The organism is Streptomyces sp. NPDC048600, assembly GCF_055587025.1.
Genome location: NZ_JBVJGZ010000004.1, coordinates 197,531 through 218,724, shown reverse-complemented (window position 1 = coordinate 218,724; position 21,194 = coordinate 197,531). Strand labels below are relative to the sequence as shown.

20 protein-coding genes and 1 pseudogene are annotated in these 21,194 nt (G+C 73.0%); 10 read left to right on the top strand and 11 right to left on the bottom strand.

Going from position 1 to position 21,194, the window contains the following annotated elements; translation table 11 throughout:
- Positions 1-8 precede the first annotated feature (8 nt).
- From ACZ6SQ_RS07225 to modA, 4 genes are all read right to left on the bottom strand, one after another.
- Entirely contained in the window at positions 9-428 is a 420-nt protein-coding gene (locus ACZ6SQ_RS07225) for a TOBE domain-containing protein (protein ID WP_469557555.1), read from the bottom strand.
- A gap of 96 nt (positions 429-524) precedes the next feature.
- Positions 525-1,607: an ABC transporter ATP-binding protein gene (locus ACZ6SQ_RS07220; protein ID WP_469557553.1), complete on the bottom strand. Its 1,083-nt coding sequence runs from the start codon at positions 1,605-1,607 to the stop codon at positions 525-527.
- Positions 1,604-2,452 (bottom strand): ABC transporter permease, encoded by an 849-nt coding sequence (locus ACZ6SQ_RS07215; RefSeq protein WP_469557551.1) that lies wholly within the window; start codon positions 2,450-2,452, stop codon positions 1,604-1,606. Before ACZ6SQ_RS07215 ends, ACZ6SQ_RS07220 begins: the two co-directional genes overlap by 4 nt.
- Positions 2,449-3,282, bottom strand: coding sequence for a molybdate ABC transporter substrate-binding protein (modA, locus tag ACZ6SQ_RS07210; protein ID WP_469557549.1), 834 nt, complete (start codon positions 3,280-3,282; stop codon positions 2,449-2,451). The genes ACZ6SQ_RS07215 and modA overlap by 4 nt, the downstream gene beginning before the upstream one ends.
- 287 nt (positions 3,283-3,569) lie before the next feature.
- On the opposite strand from modA, the gene ACZ6SQ_RS07205 reads away from it, so the two are divergent.
- Positions 3,570-4,061 (top strand): molybdopterin-dependent oxidoreductase, encoded by a 492-nt coding sequence (locus tag ACZ6SQ_RS07205; RefSeq protein WP_469557547.1) that lies wholly within the window; start codon positions 3,570-3,572, stop codon positions 4,059-4,061.
- A gap of 22 nt (positions 4,062-4,083) precedes the next feature.
- On the opposite strand, the gene ACZ6SQ_RS07200 is transcribed toward ACZ6SQ_RS07205, so the two are convergent.
- The 3 genes from ACZ6SQ_RS07200 to ACZ6SQ_RS07190 all read right to left on the bottom strand — a co-directional run bounded on the left by ACZ6SQ_RS07200 (position 4,084) and on the right by ACZ6SQ_RS07190 (position 6,163).
- Positions 4,084-4,656 carry a dihydrofolate reductase family protein gene (locus tag ACZ6SQ_RS07200; protein WP_469557545.1) on the bottom strand — a complete coding sequence of 191 codons (573 nt, stop codon included), beginning with the start codon at positions 4,654-4,656 and terminating at the stop codon, positions 4,084-4,086.
- A 101-nt stretch (positions 4,657-4,757) separates the two neighbouring features.
- A complete protein-coding gene (locus tag ACZ6SQ_RS07195) occupies positions 4,758-5,501 on the bottom strand; it encodes an SRPBCC family protein (RefSeq protein ID WP_469557544.1) in 744 nt (247 codons plus the stop codon).
- Entirely contained in the window at positions 5,498-6,163 is a 666-nt protein-coding gene (locus ACZ6SQ_RS07190) for an ArsR/SmtB family transcription factor (RefSeq protein ID WP_469557542.1), read from the bottom strand. Before ACZ6SQ_RS07190 ends, ACZ6SQ_RS07195 begins: the two co-directional genes overlap by 4 nt.
- Positions 6,164-6,490: 327 nt before the next feature.
- On the opposite strand from ACZ6SQ_RS07190, the gene ACZ6SQ_RS07185 reads away from it, so the two are divergent.
- The 7 genes from ACZ6SQ_RS07185 to ACZ6SQ_RS07155 all read left to right on the top strand — a co-directional run bounded on the left by ACZ6SQ_RS07185 (position 6,491) and on the right by ACZ6SQ_RS07155 (position 14,724).
- Positions 6,491-8,419, top strand: a complete 1,929-nt coding sequence (locus ACZ6SQ_RS07185) for a maleylacetate reductase and hydroxyquinol 1,2-dioxygenase domain-containing protein (protein ID WP_469557540.1) — start codon at positions 6,491-6,493, stop codon at positions 8,417-8,419.
- A gap of 17 nt (positions 8,420-8,436) precedes the next feature.
- On the top strand, positions 8,437-10,200 hold the full coding sequence (locus tag ACZ6SQ_RS07180) for an FAD-dependent oxidoreductase (protein ID WP_469557538.1): 1,764 nt from the start codon (positions 8,437-8,439) through the stop codon (positions 10,198-10,200).
- A gap of 13 nt (positions 10,201-10,213) precedes the next feature.
- Positions 10,214-10,999, top strand: coding sequence for a CoA transferase subunit A (locus ACZ6SQ_RS07175; protein WP_469557537.1), 786 nt, complete (start codon positions 10,214-10,216; stop codon positions 10,997-10,999).
- Entirely contained in the window at positions 10,996-11,631 is a 636-nt protein-coding gene (locus ACZ6SQ_RS07170; protein WP_469557535.1) for a CoA transferase subunit B, read from the top strand. The genes ACZ6SQ_RS07175 and ACZ6SQ_RS07170 overlap by 4 nt, the downstream gene beginning before the upstream one ends.
- Positions 11,632-12,079: 448 nt before the next feature.
- Positions 12,080-12,562 (top strand): DUF1877 family protein, encoded by a 483-nt coding sequence (locus ACZ6SQ_RS07165; protein WP_469557533.1) that lies wholly within the window; start codon positions 12,080-12,082, stop codon positions 12,560-12,562.
- Between the two features lie 268 nt (positions 12,563-12,830).
- On the top strand, positions 12,831-13,652 hold the full coding sequence (locus tag ACZ6SQ_RS07160; protein WP_469557530.1) for a PP2C family protein-serine/threonine phosphatase: 822 nt from the start codon (positions 12,831-12,833) through the stop codon (positions 13,650-13,652).
- A gap of 55 nt (positions 13,653-13,707) precedes the next feature.
- Entirely contained in the window at positions 13,708-14,724 is a 1,017-nt protein-coding gene (locus tag ACZ6SQ_RS07155) for an MASE1 domain-containing protein (RefSeq protein ID WP_469557528.1), read from the top strand.
- A gap of 92 nt (positions 14,725-14,816) precedes the next feature.
- Here ACZ6SQ_RS07155 and ACZ6SQ_RS07150 read toward each other — a convergent pair whose 3' ends face one another.
- Both ACZ6SQ_RS07150 and ACZ6SQ_RS07145 read right to left on the bottom strand, forming a co-directional pair.
- Complete coding sequence (locus ACZ6SQ_RS07150; RefSeq protein WP_469557855.1) at positions 14,817-15,056, bottom strand: hypothetical protein; 240 nt, start codon at positions 15,054-15,056, stop codon at positions 14,817-14,819.
- 79 nt (positions 15,057-15,135) lie between these two features.
- Positions 15,136-15,453 (bottom strand): annotated as a pseudogene (locus tag ACZ6SQ_RS07145) (DUF6233 domain-containing protein); the annotation flags it as partial.
- A 76-nt stretch (positions 15,454-15,529) separates the two neighbouring features.
- Here ACZ6SQ_RS07145 and ACZ6SQ_RS07140 point away from each other — a divergent pair.
- Positions 15,530-15,802, top strand: a complete 273-nt coding sequence (locus ACZ6SQ_RS07140; RefSeq protein ID WP_469557526.1) for a hypothetical protein — start codon at positions 15,530-15,532, stop codon at positions 15,800-15,802.
- A 42-nt stretch (positions 15,803-15,844) separates the two neighbouring features.
- Here the strand turns inward: ACZ6SQ_RS07140 and ACZ6SQ_RS07135 are convergent, their stop codons facing one another.
- Positions 15,845-16,645, bottom strand: coding sequence for an AfsR/SARP family transcriptional regulator (locus ACZ6SQ_RS07135; RefSeq protein WP_469557525.1), 801 nt, complete (start codon positions 16,643-16,645; stop codon positions 15,845-15,847).
- 251 nt (positions 16,646-16,896) lie between these two features.
- Between ACZ6SQ_RS07135 and ACZ6SQ_RS07130 the strand changes: the two genes are divergently transcribed.
- Positions 16,897-19,191 carry a glycosyl hydrolase family 18 protein gene (locus ACZ6SQ_RS07130; protein WP_469557522.1) on the top strand — a complete coding sequence of 765 codons (2,295 nt, stop codon included), beginning with the start codon at positions 16,897-16,899 and terminating at the stop codon, positions 19,189-19,191.
- A gap of 123 nt (positions 19,192-19,314) precedes the next feature.
- On the opposite strand, the gene ACZ6SQ_RS07125 is transcribed toward ACZ6SQ_RS07130, so the two are convergent.
- On the bottom strand, positions 19,315-21,036 hold the full coding sequence (locus ACZ6SQ_RS07125; RefSeq protein ID WP_469557520.1) for a sensor histidine kinase: 1,722 nt from the start codon (positions 21,034-21,036) through the stop codon (positions 19,315-19,317).
- Between the last annotated feature and the right edge of the window lie 158 nt (positions 21,037-21,194).

The window sequence follows — 21,194 nt, the reverse complement described above, 5'->3', positions numbered from 1 at the left end:
CCGCCCGGTCAGACGGTCGCGAGGGAGACCTCCGTCGACTTGAACAGCGCGGTGACGGTGGAGCCCTCCGCCAGGGCCAGGTCGGTGACGGCGTCCTTGGTGATCGAGGCGGTCAGCTCGGCGCCCTCGACGGCGACCCGGACGGTGGCCATAGCGGCGCCCGCCGAGACCGCGCGCACGGTGCCGGGCAGCCGGTTGCGGATGGACAGACCGTCCACCGGGCCGGTGGCCAGCGCCACTTCCGTGGCCTTGACCAGGGCGTGCACGGCGGAGCCCGGGGCGAGTCCCAGCTCGTCGACGGCGTCGACGGTGATGGCGGCGGTCACCTCCTGACCGCCGGTGAGGCGGACCCTCACGGTGGCCATGGCCTCGCCGGGGGTGACGGAGGTGACGGTGCCGGGGATCTGGTTGCGGATGCTCAGGCTCATGGTCGGACGCCTCGCAGACGGGGGAATGCAGCGGTTTCGGACGTTTCGCGTTCTTCGCGACGCACCCTAGCCCGCCCGGCCCGCCCGTCCCGTTCCTCAGGCGCGGTACGCGTGTGTCTGGGTCGCCTTCACCGTCGCCCACACCGTGACCCCGGGGTGCAGGCCGAGTTCGGCCGCGGCGACCGTGGTCAGGTCGGCCGTCAGCGGGAGCTCGCCCGTGAGGTCGGCGCGGATCTGGTCGCCGTGGGTCTCCAGGCCGGCCACCTCGCACCGCCACAGGTTGCGGGCGCTGGAGCCGGTGGGGCGGTCGCGGTGCAGGGTGACCGCGCCGGGCGGGAACGCGACGAACACCGGGCCCGTGAGGTCCTCGGTCGTCGTGATCCCGGGCCCGTCGTCGACCCGCACGGTGTGCCCCCGGGCCTGCCCCCGGTAGAGGTTGAGGCCGACCAGCTGCGCGATGTAGTCGGTGCGCGGATGGCGGGCGATGTGGGACGGGGTGCCCTCCTGCACGACCCGGCCGTCCTCGACGACCACGAGCCGGTCGGCCAGCACCATGGCGTCCAGCGGATCGTGCGTGACGAGCACGGCGACCGCCTCGAAGTCGGCCAGGTGGCGGCGGAGCTGGGCGCGCACGTCCAGCCGGGTGCGGGCGTCGAGGGCGGCCAGCGGCTCGTCGAGCAGCAGCAGCCGGGGCCGGGTGGCCAGCGCCCGGGCCAGGGCGACGCGCTGGGCCTGGCCGCCGGAGAGCTTGCGCGGTCTGCTCCCCGCGTGGTCGGTGAGCCCCATGCGCGCCAGCCACTCGGCCGCCTGCGCGCGGGCCTCCGCCTTGCCCGTGCCGTGGCAGCGCGGCCCGAAGGCCACGTTGTCCAGCGCGGACAGATGCGGGAACAGCAGGTAGTCCTGGAAGACGACACCGACCGGGCGGGACTCCGGCGGCAGCCCGTCCAGCTCCACGCCGTCCAGCCGCAGCCGGCCGCCGGACAGCGGGACGAGACCGGCGAGGGCCCGCAGGGCGGTCGTCTTGCCTGCCCCGTTCGGGCCGAGCAGCGCCACCACGTCGCCGGGAGCCGCCGTGAGCGTCACGTCGAGCGTGAAGGAGCCGAGGCCGACGACGAGCCGGGCGTCGAGCCCCTGGTCGTCCCCGACGGCGACCCGCGTGGTCTTCTCGGTGTCGGTCATGAGGCGGTCATCCAGCGGTCCCGGAGCCCCGCGAGCACCGCGATCGACACGGCGAGCAGGACCAGACTGAGTGCGATCGCCGCCTCCGGGTCGCTCTGGAGGGCCAGGTAGACCGCGAGCGGCATGGTCTGCGTACGGCCGGGGAAGTTCCCGGCGAAGGTGATCGTCGCGCCGAACTCGCCCAGCGCCCGCGCCCAGGCCAGCACGGCGCCCGCCGCGATGCCCGGCGCGATCAGCGGCAGGGTGACCCGGCGGAACGCGGTGAAGCGGGAGGCGCCCAGGGTCTGCGCGGCCTCCTCGTAGCGCGGGTCGGCGGCCCGCAGCGTGCCTTCGACGCTGATGACGAGGAACGGCATCGCCACGAACGCCTCCGCGACCACGACACCGGCGGTGGTGAAGGGCAGGGTGATCCCGAACCAGGAGTCCAGCCACCGGCCCACGACCCCGTTGCGGCCGAGCGCCATGAGCAGGGCCACGCCGCCCACCACCGGGGGCAGGACGAGCGGCAGTGTCACCAGGCCGCGCACGAGACCGCGCCCGGGGAAGTCGACCCGGGCCAGCAGCCAGGCCAGCGGCACCCCGAACACCACGCTGACCGCGGTCGCCGCGGTGGCGCAGATGAGGGACAGCTGGAGGGCCTGCCACACCTCGGGGCTGGTCAGCAGCTCGGGCATGCTCCGCCAGGGGGCGCGCACGAGCAGCGCCACGAGCGGCAGGACCAGGAACGCCAGGCCGATCAGCGCGGGCACGAGCAGGGCCGGCGGGGCGCCCGTGCGCGTGCGGCGGCGCCGCGGCCGTCCCGTGCGGGGGCCGGCCGCGGCGCCGGTCGGATCGAGCGGGGTCACGGCTTCAGGAACCCGGCCTCGCTCAGGACCTGTCGGCCCTCCGCGGACCGCACGAGCGCGATGAACGCCTCGGCGGTCCCGGTGTTCTCCGACTCCTTGAGCAGGGTGATCGGGTATTCGTTGACGGCGTCGGCCGACTCGGGGAACTCCACGCCCTCCACCTTGTCACCCGCGGCCTTCACATCGGTCTTGTAGACGACCGCGGCGTCGGCCTCCTTCAGGACGACCTTGTTCAGGGCCGACTTGACGTCCTCCTCGTAGGAGACCGGCGTGAGCTTCAGCCTGCTCGCGTCCAGGGCCTTCTGCGCGGCGGCGCCGCAGGGCACCGCCTTGTCGCACAGCACGACCTTGAGGTCCGACTCCGTCAGATCCTTCAGGGAGCCGATCCTGTCCGGGTTGCCCGGCAGGGTGGCGATCTCCAGCTGGTTGCGCACGAAGGTGACGGGCGTGCCCGCGGCGTCGCCCGCGTCGGTGACGATCTTCATCGTCTTGGGGCTGGCGGAGGCGAAGACATCGGCGGGGGCGCCGCCGGTGATGCTCGCCGCGAGCGCGTCGCTGCCCGCGAAGCTGAAGGTGACCTTCGTGCCGGGATGCTGCTTCTCGAACCGCTTGCCCAGCTCGATGAAGCTCTCCCTGAGCGACGCGGCGGCGAACACCGTCACCTCGCCGGACAGTTCGCCGGAGGCGGAGGCGGAGCCCGACGCGGTGGAGTCCGACTTGGCGGAGCTGTCCGAGTCCGAGGAGGAGCAGGCGCTGAGGGCCAGCAGCGCGGCGGCGCCGACGCCGGTCGTGCGAAGCGTACGGCGGGTCCGGCGCGCGGAACGGGTCATCACGGGTCCACTCCCTCTGGTCCTCGACGGACTCGGTGTCTCTCGACGGCCGCACGGGCCGTCCTGATCACGGCCCCGGCCGCCCGCCCCACGGTGTCGGCGCTGACACCGGGCGAGGTGGCCGCGTCCCTGATCCGATAGGTGCGCATGCGCCGATCATATTGCCGCAAGTGCGAGGGGAAAGTCTCCTGTCTCTTCGCATGAGCCGACTATTCTCGGCGCTGACCTCGCATGTGCGTTTCTACGGGACGCCGGGTCGGGTACGGTCGTGCGGGAGGTGGTGGTCTGTGACCCAGTCCCTCGCGGCTGCCCGTACGTCCGCCGGCGGGCCGGCGCGCATCGTCATCGCCGGTGATCTGGCCGGCCCGGCCCGGCTGACCGTGGCCGATCTGCTCGCCTGGCCCCAGCACGAGGCGCGGGTCGCCTTCGAGTGCGCCACCAGCGGGGTCCGGCACCACCGCTTCACCGGGCCGCTCCTGCACGACGTCCTGACCGACGCGGGCCCCGCCTTCGACCCGGCCCGCCGCAAGGACCGGCTGCGGTTCCTGATCGCCGTACGCGGGGCCGACGGGCACCGTGCCCTGCTGACCTGGGCGGAGATCGACCCGGACTTCGGCCGGGCGCCCGTCCTGCTCGGCGTCACCCTGGACGGCGCACCGCTCGACCGCGCCGGCCCCCAGCTGGTGCTGCCCCAGGACCGCTGCGGGGCCCGGTACATCAGCGGCATCGACTCGATCCGGGTGGACGGCGGCTACGCGCCGGCGGAGACGGCCCGGTGAGCGCCGGCCGCGGTCCGGGGCGTCAGCGGACCACGTCGAGGACCTGCTTCTGGACGCCGTTGGAGTAGGCCTCGTGCTCGACCAGCCGAAGCTTCTGGGCGTCCTTGTCGGTGGTGGAGAACAGGCGCTTGCCCGCGCCGAGCAGCAGGGGGAACACCAGCAGGTGATAGCGGTCGACGAGACCGGCGTCCGACAGCGCCTGGTTCAGGGTGGCGCTGCCGTGGACGATGATCGGCCCGCCCTCGGTCTCCTTCAGGGCGGCGACCTCGTCGAGGGAGCGCAGGATGCTCGTCTCGCCCCAGCCGTCGACGAGCCGGTCCTCGCCGAGGGTGGTGGAGACGACGTACTTCGGCATCTCCTTGTAGTCGGCGAATTCCTCCATGGCGGGCCACACCGGGCTGAACGCCTCGTAGCTGACCCGGCCCAGCAGCATCGCGCCGGCCTCCTTCTGCTCCCGGCCCTTGATCTCGAACGCCTCGGGGAGGAACTCGGTGTGCTTGAAGGTCCAGCCGGAGTTGCGGTAACCGGCCTCGCCGCCGGGCGCCTCGACGACGCCGTCGAGCGAGATGAAGGCCGTGGTGATCAGAGTGCGCATCGGAGTTCCTCGGTTCGTGGGTGTGTGGTGCGTGAGGTGTGCGGGTGTGTGGTGCGTGAGGTGTGCGGGGCGGGCGTACGCCGGCCGCGTGCCTGCGGGTGTCAGGCGAACAGCGCGCTCAGCCAGTGCTGCCATGCGGCGTCCGGGTCGGCCCCGTCGGGGGCCGGGGCGAAGAGGTGATGGAACATCAGCACCACGCCGGAGCCGTGGTGGAAGGTGTAGAGCCCGTCGGCGGTGCGCAGCTCGAAGCGCTCGTCGTCGGCCCAGGTCACCTCGCCGTCCAGCGGCGGCAGCCCGGCCGGTACGGCCCGCACCCGAGTGCCCGCCGTGACCGGGCCCGGCAGGGACAGGCCCCGGACGAGGGCCTCGCGGACCTCCCGCGCCGGCCGTTCGCCCGAAGGCGTCACCGCGAAGACGGGGACACCTGTTCGCCCGGCGAAGTGCGCCAGGTACTCGCGCAGGGTGTGCAGGTGGAAGGGCCAGCCGCGGCGCAGCGCGTCGTACTCGTCCTCCCAGTCGTCGCCGAGCAGGCCGCTGTGCACGACGCGCAGCACGGTGCTGCCCCCTTCACGTCCCTCGATCAGGTACTCGAAGGCCATGAAGCGGCCGTCCTCGGCGGCGGCCGTACGGCTGGCGAGGCGCTTGCCGGGCTCGAAGGCGCTGACGACGGCCTCCTCGCGCCGACCGCCGATGGTCATCGCGGAGACCCCGCCCTCGCGCGGCTCGATCTCGTTGCGGCCCATGAACCATGAGTCGACCCCGGGGCCGGTCGCGATGGCCTCCCAGACCTGGTCCGGGCTCGCCGGCAGTGTGATCTCCAGCTCGATCTCGAACGGGTGGGTCATCCTCGTGTCTCCTGTTCCGGTGCGGATTCGGTCCGCGGGCCCTGTGCGGTGCCGGACGCCGGGGGCCGGCCTGCCGGGCTCGCGGTCCCGGGGATCTGATGGAGCCCGACGACCACCCGGTTGCTGCGGCCACCGGGCGCGGACTCGTCGTGGTAACGGCTGACCAGCGCGGCGACGGCCTGGGACAACTCGTCGGCGAAGGCGGTGCGGTCGGCCGCGGAGGCGAACCGCACCTCCGCGTCGATGCCGAAGGTGGCGACCCGCTTGCCGGCCCGGGACGCGCCGGTCAGCAGGGTGCCCACCTCCTGCACCAGCCGGGCCCCCAGCGCCAGCAGCCAGCGGGCCGAGAGCTGGTCGGGCGCCCGGGAGGGGTCGGGGCTCACGGCGGCCAGGGCGCTGGGGGAGATCACGTACGAGGCGGCGGTGGCGCGGAACACCCGCTCGGTGACGTTGCCCTTGCGTCGTTCCTCGGCCAGCTCGACCAGGCCGTGCCGCTCCAGTTCCTTGAGGTGGTAGTTGACCTTCTGGCGTGGCAGCCCGAGGCGGGCGGCCAGCATCGCGGCCGAGCCGGGCTCGGACAGGGCGGCGAGGATCCGGGACCTGATCGGGTCCAGTGACGCCTCGGCCGCGGCGGGTTCTTCGATCACAGCGACGTCCAGCACCGTTCCAGGATCAAGCCGACAGAAAGATTTGTCAAGAAAAGAAAAGTTGTCGGTGGCTGGAGTGCCGGGAGCGCCGCGCCGTTCGCGGCAGCCGGTGCATCCGCCCCGTCCGACGGATCCGCTCCGCCCGCCCCGCCCGTCCGACGGATCCGCCGCGCCCGGCCCGCCGTATCGGTGCAAACCCAGGCGCGTCGGTCCCGACCTGACACACGAGGGTCCTGACCTGACACACGAGCGGCTCATGCGCCGCCTCGCGGCGCCGGCCTTCGCATACTCGGGGGTGCAAGCGACCGCCGCATCCCGGACGAAAACGCGGAGGACTGCTCCATGCGGACATTCGGCTACACATCCCGTCCCTCACGGGTCGTCTTCGGATCCGGCACGGTGGGCCGGGTCCGCGAGGAGGTCGAACGGCTCGGCTGCTCGCGGGTCCTGCTCCTGGCCGGCCCGGCCGTGGCGGAGCCCGCCGCGCGCCTTCGCGGCGTGCTCGGCGACCTCCTCGTCGCGGAGTTCGACGGCGCGGCCATGCACACCCCGGTCGAGGTGACCGAGCGGGCGCTCGACGTGCTCACCGGGGCCGGGGCCGACGGCATCGTGGCCCTCGGCGGCGGATCGACGACCGGCCTCGCGAAGGCCCTCGCCGTACGCACCGATCTGCCGCAGCTCGTCCTGCCGACCACCTACGCCGGCTCCGAGGTGACTCCCGTGCTGGGCGAGACCCGGGACGGCCAGAAGGTCACCCGGTCCTCCCCGGCGATCCTGCCCGAGACGGTCGTCTACGACGTCGACCTCACCCTCGCCCTCCCGCTGCCCCTGACCGTCACCAGCGGGATCAACGCCCTCGCCCACGCCGTGGAGGCCCTGTACTCCGCCGACGCCAACCCGGTCACCGACCGGCAGGCGCTCGACGCCGTCTCCCGCATCGCCGGCGCGCTGCCGCGCCTGGCCGCAGATCCGGCCGACCGTGAGGCGCGGGCCGACCTGCTGCAGGCCGCCTGGCTGGCCGGCACCTGTCTCGCCACGGTCGGCATGGGCCTGCACCACAAGCTGTGCCACACCCTCGGCGGCGGCTTCGGCCTCCCGCACGCCGCGACCCACACCGTGGTGCTGCCGCACGCCATGGCCTACAACGCGCCCGCGGTCCCCGAGGTGATGAGCCGCGTGGCCGAGGCGCTGGGCGTGCCCGACGCGCCCGGCGGTGTGTACGACCTGATCGCCTCCCTCGGCGGACCCACCTCGCTGCGCGAACTCGGCATGCCGGAGTCCGGCCTCGCCCGCGCCGGCGAACTGGCCACCTCGACGCCGTACCCCAACCCGCGCGAACTGACCGGCGAGGGTATCGCCGAGCTGCTGGCCGCGGCCTGGCACGGGCACCGACCGCAGGGCCCGCCCTCGACCCGGGCCGAGCTGGCCCGGCTCACCGACGAGGTGGTGGCCAGCTTCGCGCGGACCCCCGACCCCCGCGTGCGCACCCTGCTCGGCGGCCTCGTACGCCATCTGCACGCCTTCGTCGCCGAGAACGACGTCACCGACGCCGAATGGCAGTACGCCGTCGACTTCCTGACCCGGACCGGGCAGAACTGCGGCCCGACCCGCCAGGAGTTCGTGCTGCTGTCCGACACGCTGGGCATCTCCAGCGCGGTCGACCTGCTCACCAACTCCCGTACGCCCGACACCACTCCGTCGGCGGTGCTCGGCCCCTTCTACGTCGAGGGACCGCCCGAGGCCGTGCACGGCAGCGACATCTCCGGAGGGCTGCACGGCACCCCGCTGTGGGTGGACGTCCTGGTCACCGACACCGACGGAGAGACCCTCAAGGACGCCGTGGTGGACGTGTGGCAGTCCAACGAGGACGGCTTCTACGACGTCCAGCTGCCCGACCTCGACGGGCCGGTGCTGCGCGCCCGGCTGCGCACCGACTCCGACGGGCGGATCACCTTCTGGTCCATCCTGCCCTCCGAGTATCCGGTCCCCGGGGACGGCCCGGTCGGGCAGATGCTCGACGCGACCGGCCGGCATCCCTACCGGGCCCCGCACCTGCACTTCATGCTCGACGCGCCGGGCCACCGCCGGCTGGTCACCCAGCTGTTCGTGTCCGGCGGCGCGTATCTGGACAGCGACACCGTCTTCGGCGTCAAGCACGAACTCGTCGTCGACTTCACCTCGCACAGCGGCCCCACCCCCGACGGCCGCGAGGTCGCCGGCGAGTGGCGCCGGCTCGACTACACCTTCCGTCTCGCCCCCCAGGCCGGATGACCGAGGAGCGCCCGCCCATGACTTCCACCGACACGTACGACACCGACGTCCTCGTCGTCGGCAGCGGCCCCGCCGGCGGTGCCGCCGCCCTGCTGCTCGCCACCTACGGCATCCGCACCCTGCTGGTCACCAAGTACGGCTGGCTGGCCAACACCCCTCGGGCCCACATCACCAACCAGCGCACCATGGAGGTGCTGCGCGACCTCGGCGTCGAGTCCGAGGCGCTCACCTTCGGCAGCCCCTCCCGCATCATGGGCGACACGGTGCTGTGCACGGCGCTCGCCGGGGAGGAGATAGGCCGCATCCGCAGCTGGGGCACCGGGCCCTCGACGGCCACCGAGTACGGCGCCAAGAGCCCCTGCGAGATGATCGACCTCCCGCAGACCTATCTGGAACCGATCCTGGTGAACAACGCGGCCTCGCGCGGGGCCAAGGTCCGCTTCGACACCGAGTTCCTCAGCTTCACCCAGGACGAGCACGGCGTCACGGCCCTGCTGCGCGACCGGGTCCGCGGCGACGAGTTCACCGTGCGGGCCCGCTATCTCATCGGCGCCGACGGCGGGCGCAGCGCCGTCGCCGAGCAGCTCGACCTGCCCTTCGACGGACGCATGGCCAAGGCCGGCAGCATGAACATCGTCTTCAAGGCCGACCTGACGCGGTACGTCGCCCACCGCCCGAGCGTCCTGTACTGGGTGCTCCAGCCGGGCGCGGAGACCGGTGGCATCGGCATGGGCCTGGTCCGTATGGTCCGGCCCTGGAACGAGTGGCTGCTGGTGTGGGGCTACGACATCGAGCAGCCGCCCCCTCAGGTGGACGAGGAGTCCGCGCGGCGGATCGTGCGCGACCTGGTCGGCGACCCCGAGCTCGAGGTGGAGATCACCTCCACCTCGCTGTGGACGGTCAACCACGCCTATGCCAGCGCGTACGCGACCGGGCGGGTCTTCTGCGCCGGTGACGCCGTGCACCGTCACCCGCCGTCCAACGGCCTCGGCTCCAACACCTCCGTCCAGGACGCCTACAACCTCGCCTGGAAGCTCGCCATGGTGATCCGGGGCGAGGCCGGAGCGGCGCTGCTCGACACCTACAGCGCCGAACGCGCCCCCGTGGGGCGGCAGATCGTCGAGCGGGCCAACCTCAGCCGGGACCAGTTCGGCCCGATCTTCGAGGTGCTCGGCGTGGCCGGCGGTGGCGACACGTCCGCCATCGCCGAGGGCCTCGAGGGCATCCGGGCGCGGACGCTGGAGGGCGCCAAGAAGCGGCGCCTCCTCGAAGAGGCCATCCAGCTCAAGAACTACGAGTTCAACGCGCACGGCGTGGAGATGAACCAGCGCTACGTCTCCTCCGCGGTGCTCCCCGACGACGGCCCCGACGAGGTGTGGGCGGAGGACCGGGAGCTGGTGCACCAGCCGACGACCCGGCCCGGCGCCAAGCTCCCGCACGCCTGGCTCGTCGACGCGCACGGCGAGAAGGTCTCCACGCTGGACGTCGTCGGTGACGGCTCCTTCACCGTGCTGACCGGCCTGTCCGGCGGAGTGTGGGACACGGCGGCCGCCGCCTGCCGCGACGAACTCGGCGTCCCCCTGCGGCTGGTGCGCGTCGGCGACGACACCTCCCGTGACGCGTACGGCGAGTGGAGCCGGGTTTCCCAGATCGCCGAGGACGGTGTGCTGCTCGTCCGCCCCGACGGCCACATCGCCTGGCGGCGGGAAACCGCACCCGGCACCGGGGACGCGGCCCGGGACGAACTGCTCGGCGCCCTGCGCCGGGTGCTGTCGCGCTAGAGGGGACGGACGGATGGACAAGCAGGTGGCCACGGCCGCCGAGGCGCTGGCGGACGTGACGGACGGCCGGTCGTTCGCCGTCGGCGGCTTCGGACTCAGCGGAGTCCCCGAGGTCCTGATCGGCGCGTTGTACGACAGCGGGGCGACCGGTCTTGGCGTCGTGTCGAACAACTGCGGCGTCGACGGCCGCGGCCTCGGCGTCCTGCTGGCCGCGGGCCGTATCGCCCGGGTCACGGCCTCGTACATCGGTGACAACAAGGAGTTCGCCCGCCAGTACCTCGCGGGCGAGCTGGAGGTCGAACTGACCCCGCAGGGCACCCTCGCCGAGCGGCTGCGGGCCGGCGGCTGCGGGATCCCGGCCTTCTACACCCCGGCCGGCGTCGGCACCCAGGTCGCCGACGGCGGTCTGCCCTGGCGGTACGCGGCGGGAGGCACCTGCGGGACGGACTCCGGTGGGGCACCGGTCGCGGTGGCCTCGCCGCGCAAGGAGGTACGGGTCTTCGACGGTGTCGAGTACATCCTGGAGCACGCCGTCACCACCGATTTCGCCCTGGTCAGGGCCGCGCGCGGAGACCGGCACGGCAACCTGGTCTTCCGCCGCTCGGCGCGCAACTTCAACCCGCTGGCCGCCATGGCCGGGCGGATCACGGTCGCGGAGGTGGAGGAACTCGTCGAGCCGGGCGTGCTCGACCCCGACGAGATCCATCTGCCCGGTGTGTTCGTGCAGCGGGTGGTGGCCCTGACCCCGGAGCAGGCGGCCGACAAGGGAGTCGAGAAGAGAACGGTGCGCGAGCGATGAGCTGGACCAGGAACGAGATGGCGGCCCGCGCCGCGAGCGAGCTGCGCGACGGCGACTACGTCAACCTGGGCATCGGACTGCCCACCCGGGTCGCCGACTTCCTGCCGCCCGGCGTCGACGTCGTCCTGCACTCGGAGAACGGACTGCTCGGCGTCGGACCGTACCCCACGCCGGAGGAGGTCGACCCCGATCTCATCAACGCGGGCAAGGAGACCGTGACCGTACGGCCCGGCGCGGCCTTCTTCGACTCCTCGCTCTCCTTCGGCATGATCCGCGGCGGCCACATCGACACCGCCGTGCTGGGCGCCCTCCAGGTGTCCGTGCGCGGAGACCTGGCCAACTGGACGGTGCCCGGCCGGATGGTGAAGGGCATGGGCGGCGCGATGGACCTCGTCCACGGGGCCCGCCGGGTCGTCGTCCTGATGGACCACACGGCGAAGGACGGCAGTCCCAAGATCGTCGAGGAGTGCACCCTGCCGCTCACCGGCCGGGCCTGCGTGGACCGGATCATCACCGACCTGTGTGTGCTCGACGTGACCCCGGCCGGGCTCGAACTCGTCGACTGCGCACCGGGGGTGACACCCGCCGAGGTCGCCGCCGTCACGCCGCTCGGCACCAGCAGCTCCGTCTGAGCACACTCCCGGCCCTGGCCCGGGTTCCTTCCGGTACGCCGGGGTCCCCGGGCCCCCGGCGTACCGGCGCGGCGGGCCCGGTCAGATGACGGGCCGGCCCCGGCCGCTCACCCGGACCGGGCCCGGGGGGGGGTACAGGAGAGGGCACCCGGGCGCGCCCCACCACCGCCGGCCCGCCCTCAGGCGAACCGTCACTGCACGCGCGCCACGGCAACCCCAACGCGGCCCGCCCGCGCGGGTGGCGGCACCGGCGGCGGCATCACGCTCCTCGACGAAACGTAGGAACGGCCGTACGAATACGTAGATCTGCCGTGTGCGGGTACCGAGTCCGGGGCTCTGACCTGGGCTTGTCGGCGAGGCGGCACGGGGCCGGAGGGGGACGGGCGGCCGCGGGGCCGCACCGGGGGTGACGGTTCGCCGTCCCGGTGCGCTGCACCCACTGATGAGCATGTACTTCCACCTCCGCGCGGTGCCGGCCCCGGCCCTGCGCAACAGCGCCGCCTGGATGCAACGACTGTTCGAGGACGACGGGGACGCCGTCCGTGACCGTGTCGGACGCCACCGCGAGAAGGTGCTCGACCGCTACTACCTCGACCACGAACTTCTCTACGCCGGTACGCCGCCCCACCACACGGCCCCGGGCCCGCACGCCCAGGTGGTGCTGGGCGGCCGGCCGGTCTTCCACCCCGACCCGTACAAGCCGCCGTTCCTGCTGCTGACCGCGGCCCGCACGGCCCAGGTCGCGTCCTACCTGAACACGGCCGACTTCGACGTGCTGTGGCAGCGGGCGCGGGTGCCGCTGACCGTGGGCGCGGAGAGCACGGCGCCGCGGACCCGGGCGGTCCTCGCCGAGGTCCACCGCGATCTCACCGCCTTCTACACGACCGCGGCCGGCTACGGCGACGCCGTCGTGAAATGGCTGGTGCTCTAGGACCTGGAGCGGCTGAGGGGTCCGAGGAGGGTGGAGTCGAGCCGGTGGGTCAGGGTTCGGTGACCGGCCGTGGCGGTCCTGGTCCGGCGGGCGCTCCTCGCGCGGCGGCACTACGATCGGCCGTGGGGTCCGCGCGACAGCCTTCCGAGTCCACGTCGGGCCCCTGACCGGCGACGGACCACGAGCCCTCAGCCCGGAAGAAAGCCGATCTTCCGCCGGTCGTGTGGTCCTCGCGTGGTGGCCCATTCCCGGCGCTCCTCGGAGGCCCATGTCCCGGCACCGTTTCAGCCGCCAGGCGAAGGCCGACGCCCTGCTGGCCAAGCTCGACCAGCTCACCGCGCAGGCGTTGGAGCAGACGGAGCTGCACCGGGCCCGGATAGAGCTGGCCGTCGTGCTCCAGCGCGGGATGCTGCCCGACTACCTGCCCGAAGCGCCGGGCCTGCGGGCGGCGGCCCGGTACGCGCCCGCCCGCTCGGGCCTGGACATCGGCGGCGACTGGTACGACGGCTTCCGGCTCGTGGACGGGTCGCTGGCCTTCTCCATAGGCGACGTCCAGGGCCATGACGTGGAGGCGGCGGCCTTCATGGGGCAGGTCCGGATCGGCCTGCGCGCGGCGGCCGCGTTCACCACCGACCCCGGCGAGGTGCTGAGCCGCACGAACGACCTGCTCGTGTCGATGGACTGCGGCCTCTTCGCGACGTGCAGCTTCCTGCGTTTCGACCCGGCCACCGGCGAGCTCCTCGTGGCCCGCGCCGGCCATGTCCCCGCGGTGTGGGCGTCGACCGACGGCCGGGGCGGCGTCATGGAGGACGAGGGCGGCGCCCCCCTCGGCATCGTGCCCGGCACGGGCTTCCCGGTCACCCGCTACCGCCTGCCCGAGCGAGGCGCGATCGCGCTGGTCACGGACGGGGTGCTGGAGGGGCCGGCGTTCCCGATCGAGTCCGGGCTGGACGAGGTGCTGCGCATCGTCCGCTCGGGGGCGGACGACGATCCGGACCGGCTCGCGGCACGGGTCATCGAGGTGGCCGACCTGACCGGGCACACGGACGACGCGGCGGTGCTGGTGCTGGGGGCTGCGGGACGCGAGTGACAATGGCGCGGCGGCGGGCGTGTCACGGCCCGTGCCGCGCCCGGCATGGCGTGTCATGGCGGACGTGGTGCGTTTCGTGGGCCTGCGACGTCCGGCTGCGACGGGGTTCACGATCCTCGTCGTGGCGGCCGCCTACGCCGTCACGGGCATGCTGGGCCTGCTGTCCCAGGTAGTCGTCGGAGGCGCCCGCATCACCCCGCTCTGGCCGCCCACCGGTGTGGCCGTGGCCGCCCTGCTGATCGTCGGCGTCCGGATCTGGCCGGGCATCGCCCTGGGCTCGCTGCTGGTCATGGCGAGCCTCGGCCCGCTCACCCCCGGCGCCCTCGTGATCGCGGCGGGCAGTGTGGCCGGGCCGCTGTGTTCCTGGGCGCTGTTGCGCCGTGTCGGATTCCGCAGCGAGATGGACCGGCTCAAGGACGGCCTCGCGCTCGTCTTCGGAGGCGCTCTCGCCGGGATGCTGGTCAGCTCGGCGGTGGGCAGCGTGACGCTGCTCGTCCGCGGCGGGCTCACCGGGAACGAGTTCTGGTCGGTCTGGTCGGCGTGGTGGACCGGCGACGCCATGGGCGTCCTGGTGGTCACGCCCCTGCTGCTCGGGCTGCGCAACGCCATGCCGTTCAAGGACAGCGGCATGGGCGAGTGGCTGGAACGCGCGCTGCTGGTTGCCGCCACGGTGGCCATCACCGCGGCCGTCACCGACAGCCCGCTGCATCTGCTGTTCCTGGTCTTCCCGCTGCTGGTCTGGGCGGCCCTGCGCACGCAGCTGATCGGCGCCGCGCCCTGTCTGCTCGCGCTCTCGGTACTCACCGTCGTCGCGACCACCAACCGCCGGGGTCCCTTCGCGGACCGCAGCCTGGTCGAGAACATGGTCGTCCTCCAGGGCCTCAACGGCGCGGCGGCCCTCACCACGCTGCTGCTGGTGGCCGTGGTCGCCGAGCGGGAGAACACCTACCGCAAGATCGAGGAGGCCTGCGCCGTCCTCAGCGAGGTGGTGGCCGGCCTCTCGCCGCCCGGCTCGCTGGGCCGACGGCTGCTGCCGGGGGAACGGGACACGGAGAAGCCCGATCGGCGCTGACGTGCGGGCCTCGGGCGTGTCCGGGGAGGTCTCGCCTGCCGGGCGACGCCTGGCACGTGCGCCCCAGCGCCTGTCGGGCAGGCGGGGATTCGTCAGGCAGAACCTGGCCGGCGCCCGTCCGGCAGGCCCGGAGCACGCTCACCGCCGACGTACCGCGCGTTGGGTCCCCACTCGGCCAGGGCCAGTGCCATGCACCACCGGCACAGGGGTGTGCCGCCGCGGCCGTACTTGTGGGTCTTGCGCTGGCAGGCCGCGCAGGGGCCGACCTGGTCGCCGGGGCAGATGAGTGCGGAGGGGTCGGGTTCGGCCGGCGGGGGTGCGGTGGTGTTCATGGGGCGGGTCCTTGTTCCGGGTGGCGTGTCCTCGGCCGGGTCGGGTGCGGGGGGATAACTCGATGATGCGCAGCGTTACGTCGGGCTCGCAGTGGGCGCACGCGGGCAGGGAGCCGGCGGTCAGGAGACGCCGGGCCTCCTCGCGGGTGATCGGCCGCCGCCGTGTTCCGGCCAGGTGGCAGGTGCCGGAGTGGACCCGCACGGGAGGGCGGCCGGTGCCGATGCCCAGTTCGACGATCCACTCCGGGGGCTCGGGGCGGACCCGGCGGCCGTGTTCCTCCTCGGCCTGCCGCCGCCGGATCTCGGCGATCCTGGCGTCGATCTGCCGCAGGCACAGCGAGTGCCACACCCTCAGGGTGTGCAGGCGGTCCAGATCGGGCGGCAGGTCATCGAACATATTTTTGATTCTAGAGCCGGCGATCACCCTGTGGCGCACTCGCGTGTTCGATTTTTTGTTCGATAACGTGGGGAAGGTGAAGCACTACCCCTTCCCCCCTGACCTGCTGCGACTGCAAGCCGACTGGCACCGCACCTACGCCGCCCTCGCCGCCCCGCACCCGGCACACAACACCTTCCTGCGCCGCCGCCTCCTGGCTCTGTCCGTGGAACTGCTCCGCCACCCGTACTGGTCCACCCCCGGCACCGGTCCCGCGGCCCGGGTGGAGCTCCGGGAGCGGGCCCGGGTTCCCGGAGCCGAGCCGGCCTCCGGCGGAGGAGTGTCCGGCGCGTGTCGAAGGACGGGGTGACCGTCCGCCCGTCTCGCCTCGCCGCGCCCGGGACATCGCATGTCACCCCCGGCGCGGCTCCGTCAGGGTGGGGTCCGCGTTGAGGATGCGGGACTGGAGGGTGGTGAGGGGCGGGCCCGGATCGACGCCCAGGTCGTGGACCAGGGTCCGGCGGATGCGCTGGTACACCGCGAGGGCCTCGGCGGTGCGGCCCTCGCGGTAGAGGGCGAGCATCCACAGGCCGTACAGGCGCTCGTTGTGCGGATTCTCGGCGCCGAGGGACTCCAGGGCCTCGGCCGCCTCGCCGGAGGAGCCGAGGCGGACGTCCAGTTCGGCCAGTTCGAGCTGGGCGGCCAGGCGCATGCCGGTGAGGCGGCGGCGTTCCAGGAGAGCCAGCGGCCCGGGGACGGACATCAGCGCGGTGCGGCCGTGCCATTCCGACATGGCCCGGCGGTAGGCGGAGCGGGCGTCCGCGGGGTCGGTGTCGCGGATGCGGCGCGCCTCGGTCAGGGCGTGGTGGAACCGCCAGAGGTCGGCGTCACCGGGCGCGGCCCGCAGGCCGTAGGCGGCGCCCTGCGAGAGGAGCAGGCGGGGCGCGGCGCGCCGGGGGCGGTCCGGTTCGAGGATCTTGCGCAGGCGGGCGGCGTACGTGGCCACGATGCCGTGCGCCCCGGCCGGGGGCGTGTCGCCCCACAGGGACCGGATGAGATCGGCGCGTTCCACCCAGGCGCCGCTGCGCAGCACGAGCGCGGCGAGGAGCGCGGTCTGCATGGGCGGGCCCGGAGCGAGACGCCGTCCGGCGAGCGAGACGCGGGCCATGCCGAGAAGCTCGTACTGGACGGGACGGTCGGGCGGCGGGGGCATGGACGACTCCTTTCCGGCGCTTGGTCTGGACCAATCATGCCCGGGTGGGCGGAACCCGGCACCGGGCCGAATGGACACCGGATGGACACGATTCCGGCACCTCTGGCCCAACCGCCGCTCATGTGGCACTAGTTGGTCTAGGCCATTCGCGGAGCCCGCCCGGCGAAGTACGCCCGGCGCGGCGCGCCATGGCCGCCTGCCTCCGCAGGCGCACGCACCTCTCCACCGCTCGGCGACGACCGGCAACCCCCATGAGAAGAGGCGCAATGAAACGTGCGAGACGAAAGCTCCCGGCACTGTTGACCGCTCTGCTCCTTCCGCTCGGCCTCCTGGTCGCGCTCGCCGGCCCGGCCCACGCGGCCCCGCCGTCGGCCACGTTCACCAAGTCCTCCGCCTGGGACACCGGCTACACCGGCCAGTTCACGATCAAGAACAACGGCACCACGACCCTCACCGCGTGGACGGTCGAGTGGGACCTGCCCGCGGGCACCACCGTCGGCGCCTACTGGGACTCGCTGATCTCCAGCTCCGGCGGCCACTACACGGCCAAGAACCGCGAGTACAACGGAACGCTCGCCCCGGGCGCCTCCGCGACCTTCGGCTTCGTCGCCTCCGGCACCGCGGCCCCCGCCAACTGCAAGCTCGACGGCGGCCCCTGCGACGGCTCGGCCGCCGACACCCCGCCCAGCGCCCCCGGCGCACCGCAGTCCTCGGGCGTCACCACCACCTCCATCGCCCTGACCTGGGCGGCGGCGACCGACGACAAGGGCGTGCAGAACTACGACGTGCTGCGCGGCGGCACGGTCGTCGCCACCGTCGGCGGCACCGCGTACACCGACACCGGGCTCACCCCCGACACCGAGTACACCTACACCGTCCGGGCCCGCGACACCGCCGGGCAGACCGGGCCGCCGAGCCCTGCCACCCGTATCCGCACCGGCTCCGACGGCGGAACCGACCGGCCGCCCACCGCGCCCGGCACCCCGCGCGCCGACGAGATCGGCGACACCACGATCCGGCTGAGCTGGACAGCGGCCACGGACGACCGGGGCGTCAAGAACTACGACGTGTTCCGGGGCTCCGTCCTCGCCGCGACGGTCACCGGCACCACGGCCACCGTCACCGGCCTCACCCCGGGCACCGACTACACCTTCACCGTCCGCGCCCGCGACACCGCCGACCAGGTCGGACCGCCCGGCGGCGCGCTCACCGTCAGGACCACCGGCGGTGACAACCCGTCGACGTACGCCAAGGTCGGCTACTTTACCCAGTGGGGCATCTACGGACGCGGCTACACGGTGAAGAAGCTGGACACCAGCGGCGCCGCGGCGAAGCTCACCCATCTCAACTACGCCTTCAGCAATCTCCACCCCACCCAGCTCACCTGCATGAACGGCGTCACCAAGGCGACCACGCCCAACCCGCAGGACCCCAACCAGGGCGACGGCGCCGGTGACTCGTGGGCCGACTACGAGCGCTCCGTGGGCGCCGCCGAGTCCGTCGACGGCGTCGGCGACACCTGGGACCAGCCCCTGGCCGGCAACTACAACCAGCTCAAGAAGCTGAAGGCCAAGCATCCGCACCTCAAGACGCTGATCTCGCTCGGCGGCTGGACCTACTCCAAGTACTTCCACGACGCGGCCCTCACCGACGCCTCCCGCAAGAAGCTGGTGTCGTCCTGCGTCGACATGTACATCAAGGGCAACCTGCCGGTCGTCAACGGCCGCGGCGGCACGGGCGTGGCGGCCGGCGTCTTCGACGGGTTCGACCTCGACTGGGAGTGGCCGGGCGCCGAGGGACACCCGGGCAACCACTGGTCGGCGGCCGACAAGGCCAACAACACCCTGCTGTTCGCCGAGTTCCGCCGCCAGCTCGACGCGCTGAGCGCCACCACCGGCAAGAAGTACCTGCTCACCGCGTTCACCCCGGCCGACCCCGCGAAGATCGACGCCGGCTGGGACATCACCACCCGCGACGGCACGCCCAGCGTCTTCGACTACATGGACTTCGCCAACGTCCAGGGCTACGACTTCCACGGCGCGGGCAGCGACAACTCCTGGGAGCCGAACCGCACCGGCCACCAGATCAACCTCTACCGCGACGAACAGGACCCCTACGCCACCGAGTTCAGCGTGCAGCGCGCCATCCAGACCTATCTGGACGCCGGGGTGAATCCCCGTCAGCTCACGCTCGGCCTCGCCTTCTACGGCCGTGGCTGGCAGCAGGTCGAGGACGGCGGCGCACACGGCGAGTGGCAGAAGGCGGGCGGCGCGGCACCCGGCCAGTTCCCGGAGGAGGCGGGGACACGCGGCTACGACAACCTGATGAGCTCGGTGCCCGGCCTCACCGTGTACCACGACGAACAGTCCGTCTCCGCCTACGGCTACACCGGCAACAACGGCCAGTGGTGGAGCTTCGACGACGCCTGGACCATCGGCAAGAAGGCCGCCTGGATCAGGAGTCAGGGCCTCCTCGGCGGCATGGTCTGGGAGATGTCCGGTGACAGCGGCACCCTGATGACGGCGCTGGACACGGGTCTGCGCTGACACCCGGCCCGGCGCACCGGTGACGGACCCCTCCGCAAGAAGGCGGGGCCCACGGATCTGCCCCCCGCAGGAAGGCGGGGCCCTCGGACCTGACCGTCCGCGGGCCCCGCCCCCGTCGCCGCGCTACTCCGGGGCCACCGGCACCCACCACACCAGGGTGGTGCCGCCGCCCGCCGGACTGCTCAACTCCAGTTCCCCGCCCAGCCCGCGCGCCCGCTCGGCCATGTTGCGCAGCCCGCTGCGGCGGCCCTCCGCCGGGATGCCCACGCCGTTGTCCGTGACGGTGAGGCGGACCTGACGCGCGTCGGCCGCGAGCACCACGTCGGCCCGCTCGGCGCAGGCGTGCCTGGCCACATTGGTCAGGGCCTCGGAGAGCACGGCCACCACATGGTCGGCGATCTCGCGCGGCACCTCGGTGTCCAGCAGACCCTCCATCCGGACGCTCGGCGGAAAGCCCAGCACCTGCGCCTTCTCCCCGGCGACCCGCACCACACGGGCCCGCAGCCCGGCCCCGCCGGAGCCCTCGCGCGAGCGCAGACCGAAGATCGTCGACCTGATGATCTTGATGGTCTCGTCCAGGTCGTCCACCGCCCGCACCACGCGCTCCGAGGCCTCGGGATGCTCGATGAAACGGCCCGCGCTCTCCAGGGTCATACCGGTCGCGAACAGCCGCTGGATCGCCAGGTCGTGCAGATCGCGCGCGATCCGGTCGCGGTCCTCCAGCACCGCGATCTGCGCCGCGTCCCGCCGGCGTTCCGCGAGCTCCATGGCGATCGCGGCCTGCGCCGCGAAACCCAGCAGCGGTTCGATCTCCTTGCCCGCGAACACGGTCTGCCCCTCCTCACGGACGAGCAGCACGACACCCCGCACCCCACCCTCGCCCGTGCCGACCGGCACGGCGACCGCGGGGCCGAGTCCGGTGAAACGCGGCGGCACCGCCGCGATCTGCTCGTCACCGGAGATGTCCGCGGTGGTGACGGGCGCGACCGTCGTGAAGGCCTCGCCGATCAGGCTGCTCTCCCGTGGCAGCACCAGTCCCCGCAGCGCCTCCGCCTGCGGGCCGATCGCCAGCTCCACGCCCAGCGAGTCGGTGTCCTCCATCGGCATCGCGACCACGGCCAGGGTCGCGCCGGTGATCTCCCGCGCCCGGTCCGCGATCACCCTGAGCACCTCGCCGCGCTCGGCACCGGACATCAGACTGTGTGTGATCTCCGCGTTCGCGCGCAGCCAGCGCTCCCGGAGCCGGGACTCCTCGTACAGCCGGGCGTTGTCGATCGCCACGCCCGCTGCCACGGCCAGCGTGGACGTCACCGAGACGTCGTCCTCGTCGAACTGCACCCCGCCCCGCTTCTCGGTCAGGTACAGATTGCCGAAGACCTGGTCCCGCACTCGGATGGGGACGCCGAGGAAGGTGTTCATCGGCGGATGGTTCGGCGGGAAGCCGTACGACGCCGGGTGTTCGGAGAGCTTCGCCAGCCGCAGCGGCTCGGGCCGGCGGATGAGTTCGCCGAGGATGCCGTGCCCCTCCGGGTAGTGGCCGATCTCGGCGATCTGGCTCTCACTGATCCCGACGGTGTGGAAGTCGGACAGGCGCTTGCCGTCGGGTCCGATCACGCCGAGCGCCGCGTACTCCGCGTCGACCAGCACGGCGGCGGCCTCCACGATGCTGCGCAGCGCCTGGTGGAGATCCAGCTCGCGGCCGACCGAGAGCACCGCCTCCAGCAGACTGTGCACCCGGTCCCGTGTGCCGCGAGCGGCGTCCAGACGGGCCTGGAGCTCCTCCAGGAGCTCGTCCAGCCTCAACTGCGGCAGCCCGGCTCGGGCCTGCTGCTCGTGGCTTGCCACCTGCGTCTCCTCCGGTTCCTGGGCGGTCCGGCGCGGGCCGTTCCGATCGGGTCTCACGCTACCGGTCGGGCGTGCGCGACGGCACGGGGCCGTGGTGGTTCGCCAGGTGCCCGCTCCGGCCGCCGGTTCGGCACGTGGGCCGGTCGGCCCCCGTGACG

Coding starts and splice junctions, on each gene's coding strand:
- ACZ6SQ_RS07225 (WP_469557555.1), bottom strand. CDS start 428: ATGAGCCTGAGCATCCGCAACCAGATCCCCGGCACCGTCACCTCCGTC.
- ACZ6SQ_RS07220 (WP_469557553.1), bottom strand. CDS start 1,607: ATGACCGACACCGAGAAGACCACGCGGGTCGCCGTCGGGGACGACCAG.
- modA (WP_469557549.1), bottom strand. CDS start 3,282: ATGACCCGTTCCGCGCGCCGGACCCGCCGTACGCTTCGCACGACCGGC.
- ACZ6SQ_RS07200 (WP_469557545.1), bottom strand. CDS start 4,656: ATGCGCACTCTGATCACCACGGCCTTCATCTCGCTCGACGGCGTCGTC.
- ACZ6SQ_RS07195 (WP_469557544.1), bottom strand. CDS start 5,501: ATGACCCACCCGTTCGAGATCGAGCTGGAGATCACACTGCCGGCGAGC.
- ACZ6SQ_RS07185 (WP_469557540.1), top strand. CDS start 6,491: ATGCGGACATTCGGCTACACATCCCGTCCCTCACGGGTCGTCTTCGGA.
- ACZ6SQ_RS07180 (WP_469557538.1), top strand. CDS start 8,437: ATGACTTCCACCGACACGTACGACACCGACGTCCTCGTCGTCGGCAGC.
- ACZ6SQ_RS07175 (WP_469557537.1), top strand. CDS start 10,214: ATGGACAAGCAGGTGGCCACGGCCGCCGAGGCGCTGGCGGACGTGACG.
- ACZ6SQ_RS07170 (WP_469557535.1), top strand. CDS start 10,996: ATGAGCTGGACCAGGAACGAGATGGCGGCCCGCGCCGCGAGCGAGCTG.
- ACZ6SQ_RS07165 (WP_469557533.1), top strand. CDS start 12,080: ATGTACTTCCACCTCCGCGCGGTGCCGGCCCCGGCCCTGCGCAACAGC.
- ACZ6SQ_RS07160 (WP_469557530.1), top strand. CDS start 12,831: ATGTCCCGGCACCGTTTCAGCCGCCAGGCGAAGGCCGACGCCCTGCTG.
- ACZ6SQ_RS07155 (WP_469557528.1), top strand. CDS start 13,708: ATGGCGGACGTGGTGCGTTTCGTGGGCCTGCGACGTCCGGCTGCGACG.
- ACZ6SQ_RS07150 (WP_469557855.1), bottom strand. CDS start 15,056: ATGAACACCACCGCACCCCCGCCGGCCGAACCCGACCCCTCCGCACTC.
- ACZ6SQ_RS07135 (WP_469557525.1), bottom strand. CDS start 16,645: ATGCCCCCGCCGCCCGACCGTCCCGTCCAGTACGAGCTTCTCGGCATG.
- ACZ6SQ_RS07130 (WP_469557522.1), top strand. CDS start 16,897: ATGAGAAGAGGCGCAATGAAACGTGCGAGACGAAAGCTCCCGGCACTG.